Source organism: Pseudomonas sp. 43NM1 (assembly GCF_002836905.1).
Classification (GTDB): domain Bacteria; phylum Pseudomonadota; class Gammaproteobacteria; order Pseudomonadales; family Pseudomonadaceae; genus Aquipseudomonas; species Aquipseudomonas prosekii.
On record NZ_MKGS01000087.1, the window covers coordinates 1 to 3,986 of the forward strand.

Below are 3,986 nucleotides of genomic sequence, written 5' to 3' on the forward strand. Positions count from 1 at the left end.
CGATCTTTATGCTTTTCAAAGCCTGAGTTCGATTCAGGTCTTTCAGGTCGCTGTATCTCGACCAAACACCTCGGATCCACCCCTCACCCCAGCCCTCTCCCCAAGGGGGAGAGGGGAAAGGGAGCCGATCTTTACGCTTTTCAAAGCCTGAGTTCGACTCAGGTCTTTCAGGTCGCTGTATCTCGACCAAACACCTCGGTCAGTCCCCTCTACCCTTTGGGGAGAGGGTTAGGGTGAGGGGTGGTTGCAAAATCTCAGCGAAAAAACGGCACATCCCCCAACACCGTAGCCCGCTGCATCACACGCCGCGCCGGGCGGTAGTCATCCACCGCGTAGTGCTGCGTCACGCGGTTGTCCCAGAACGCCACGTCATCCTTCTGCCAGCGCCAGCGAATAGTGAATTCCGGCCGCGTGGTGTGCGCGAACAGAAACTTCAAAATCACCTCACTCTCGGTTTCCGACAGCTCATTGATCTTCGACGTGAAGCCCTCACTGACGAACAGTGAACGTCGTCCGCTCACCGGGTGTGTGCGGATCACCGGGTGCGACAGCGGCGGATTTTTGCGCCGCGCTGCTTCCCACTGCGCCAGCGCCTCGGGCGTATTGCCGTAGCGCTCGAGCGGAAATGAACGGGTGAAATCGTGGGTGGCGGTCAGCCCTTCCAGCAGGGTTTTCATCGGCGCCGACAACGCTTCATACGCGGCAATTCCGCTGGCCCACAACGTATCGCCGCCAAACTCCGGCAGCAGTTTGGCGCTGAGCACCGCGCCCATCGCCGGGGTCGGCAGGAAGGTCACGTCGGTGTGCCAGATCGCGTTGTCGCGCACGTCGGTGACGGCAGTGTCGAGGATCAGCACTTCCGGTTGCTCGGGCACATTCGGGTAGATCGGGTGAATGTGCAGATCACCAAAATTTGCGGCGAAACGCGCTTGTTGCTGCGGCGTGATCGGCTGCTCGCGGAAGAACAACACCTGATGCTTGAGCAGCGCTTGTTCGATCGCGTCGCGTTGTTCGGCGCTCAGCGGCTGGCTGATATCGATTCCGCTGATTTGCGCGCCGAGGGCTGAGCTGAGAGGAACGATTGTCAGGTTGCTCATGGTGGTTCTCTTCAATCCGGGGATGCCGGTCTTTTAGCTTTTCTGTGGGAGCGAGCTTGCTCGCGATAGCGGACTTTCAGGCGACACGCGGGTTGAATGTGCAACCGTCATCGCGAGCAAGCTCGCTCCCACAAGGAATGTTTTTCAATGCGCCTGGCCGTGCCACGGCACCAGTTTGCGTTGCAGCGCGCGGAGGCCCATTTCCATGGCGAAGGCGATCAGCGCGATCACCAGAATCCCCAGCACCACCACATCGGTGACCAGAAATTGCGCTGCCGACTGCACCATAAAACCCAAGCCGCTGGTGGCGGCAATCAACTCAGCGGCGACCAGCGTCGACCAACCGACGCCGAGGCCAATGCGCACACCGGTCAGGATATCCGGCAGCGCGCTCGGCAAAATCACATGCCGAATCAGCTGTGCGCGAGTCGCGCCCAATGACTGCGCGGCGCGCAGTTTCGCCGGATCAACCGTGCGCACGCCGGTCGCGGTGGCGATGGCAATCGGCGCGAAGATCGCCAAGTAGATCAGCAACACTTTCGACAGCTCGCCAATGCCGCACCAGATCACGATCAGCGGCAGATAGGCCAGCGGTGGAATCGGCCGGTAAAACTCGATCAGCGGATCGAGAATGCCCCGAGCGATACGGTTGTGGCCGATGGCGATGCCGACCGGCACCGCGGTCAGCACCGCGAAACCGAGGCCCAGACCAATCCGGCTGAGGCTCGCGCCCAAGTGCTGCCACAACGTTGAATCCATATAACCCGTGGTCGCCAGCAGCCAGCCCTTTTGCAGCACGGCGGACGGTGGCGGCAGGAACAGCGGCTCGATCATCCCGCTGGCCGTCACCGCCCACCACAGCAACACCAATGCAAACAGCGTCAACACACTGATCCAGCGCGTGCCGAGGCTGCGTCGCGCAGGCACTGCGGTCGAAGCGGGCTTCACCGTGACGGCGGGGATTTCATAGCTGCTCATGCGCGCTCCTGCCGCGTGGCGGCGCTGCGTTGCGAGAACACTTTGGCGAGCACGTGTTCGCGGGTTTCGATAAAACGCGGGTCGGATTTGATCGCCCGTGCCGACTCGCCGGCGGCGTAACGCTGGCCGAAATCCAGGCTCAGGCGCTCGACGATTTGCCCGGGATTCGGCGCCAGCAGAATCAGGTCGGTGGCGAGGAACACCGCTTCCTCGATGTCGTGGGTAATCAGGAATACCGGTTTGGCGGTGCGCTGCCAGACTTGCAGCAACAGCTCCTGCATCTGTTCGCGGGTGAAGGCATCGAGCGCGCCGAACGGCTCGTCCATCAGCAACACGCGCGGGTCGGCGGCGAGGGCGCGGGCGAGGCCGACACGCTGCTTCTGGCCGCCCGAGAGTTGCCAGATGCGCCGATTCTCAAATCCGCAAAGGTCCACCAACGCGAGCATTTCACGCGCGCGAATTTCACGTTTTTCTTTGGTAATACCAGCCAGTTCCAGACCGAAACCAACGTTGGCCAAGACGTCCTGCCACGGCAACAGCGCGTCGTCCTGGAACACCACGCCGCGTTCGGCGCTCGGGCCTTTGACTGGCACGCCGTCAAGGGTGATGCGCCCGGCGCTGGGTTCGACGAAACCGGCAATCAGGTTCAACAGCGAAGTCTTGCCACTGCCGGACGGACCGAGCGCCACCAGCAATTGCTGAGGCCCAAGGCTCAGGGAAATATCTGCCAATACCGGTTCCGGACTGCCGGGGTACTGTGCGCTGATGCGCTCCAGCTGAAGCAAAGCCATCGCAGTTAACTCCGATCAGTTGGTGATGAATTTGGCGCTGACGTACGGGGCGTAATCCGGCAGCACGGCCTCGACTTTGCCTTGTTCCTTGAGGAACACGGCGGTGTCGGTGATGGCTTTGGTGGTCGGCGCGCCGAGGGTGGTGACTTGATCAGCCGCCAGCGGGTAGACGTTGCCTTGCAGCAGCAATGGAATGTCGCTGGCCTTGGCGCCGGAGAGCTTCACCAGTTTGTCGACATTGCTCTGGTTGGCGAGCCAGGCTTTCGGGTCTTTGCGGTAATCGGCGTAGGCGTCGAGGGTGACTTTGGCGAATGCGGTGACGATTTCCGGGTGCTTCTCGGCGAAGTCTTTACGCACGATCCAGGCATCGAAAGTCGGCGCGCCGAACTTGGCCAGTTCGCCGGAAGTGATCAGTACTTTGCCGTTTTCCTTGGCCACGCCGAGCGCCGGATCCCAGACGTACGTGGCGTCGATGTCGCCGCGTTTCCACGCAGCGATGATCGCCGGTGGCGCGAGGTTGAGCACAGTGACTTTCGACGGGTCGATGTTCCAGTGTTTCAACGCGGCGAGCAGGCTGTAGTGGCCGGTGGAGACGAACGGCACGGCGATTTTCTTGCCTATCAGGTCTTGCGGCGAGTTGATTCCGGATCCGTCACGCGCGACCAGCGCTTCGGCGGCGCCGATCTGCGTGGCGATGAGGAAAGTTTCGACCGGGACTTTGCGGGTGATCGCAGCGGTCAGCGGGCTCGAGCCGAGGTAGCCGATCTGCACATCGCCGGAAGCGATGGCGGCGATGATGTCAGCGCCATTGTCGAATTTGCGCCAGTCGATTTTGGCGTTGGTGGCTTTTTCGTAAGCGCCGTCGGCCTGGGCGACTTTGGCTGGGTCAACGGTGGTCTGGTAGGCGACGGTGACGTCAGCCGCTTGCGCAAAGAAGCTCGCCGCCGCCAGCGACGCGGCCGCCAGGAGGCGAAGGGGAAAATGCAGTTTCATTGGAGAAGCTCCTTGTCAGGCGACCGAGGTTCGGCGTGAAAGGAGACTAAATGATCTAAGAATCCGAAAATAAATAACTTTTTCGAATGAGCTTATGAGCGGAAAATTCTAAGGGATGGGTGGGAGG

At 61.1% G+C, this 3,986-nt stretch carries 4 protein-coding genes; all 4 read right to left on the minus strand.

The genetic code is table 11. The annotated features are described in order from the left end of the window. Positions 1-254: 254 nt before the first annotated feature. On the minus strand, positions 255-1,097 hold the full coding sequence (gene tauD / locus BI292_RS09130) for a taurine dioxygenase (RefSeq protein WP_101207680.1): 843 nt from the start codon (positions 1,095-1,097) through the stop codon (positions 255-257). A 144-nt stretch (positions 1,098-1,241) separates the two neighbouring features. Beyond that, positions 1,242-2,075, minus strand: coding sequence for a taurine ABC transporter permease TauC (tauC, locus tag BI292_RS09135; RefSeq protein ID WP_101207681.1), 834 nt, complete (start codon positions 2,073-2,075; stop codon positions 1,242-1,244). Then, the gene (gene tauB, locus BI292_RS09140) at positions 2,072-2,866 is read right to left on the minus strand and encodes a taurine ABC transporter ATP-binding subunit (RefSeq protein WP_092274976.1); all 795 of its coding nucleotides are present in this window, start codon (positions 2,864-2,866) and stop codon (positions 2,072-2,074) included. Before tauB ends, tauC begins: the two co-directional genes overlap by 4 nt. A 15-nt stretch (positions 2,867-2,881) precedes the next feature. Then, positions 2,882-3,859 carry a taurine ABC transporter substrate-binding protein gene (tauA, locus tag BI292_RS09145; RefSeq protein WP_101207682.1) on the minus strand — a complete coding sequence of 326 codons (978 nt, stop codon included), beginning with the start codon at positions 3,857-3,859 and terminating at the stop codon, positions 2,882-2,884. Positions 3,860-3,986 lie beyond the last annotated feature (127 nt).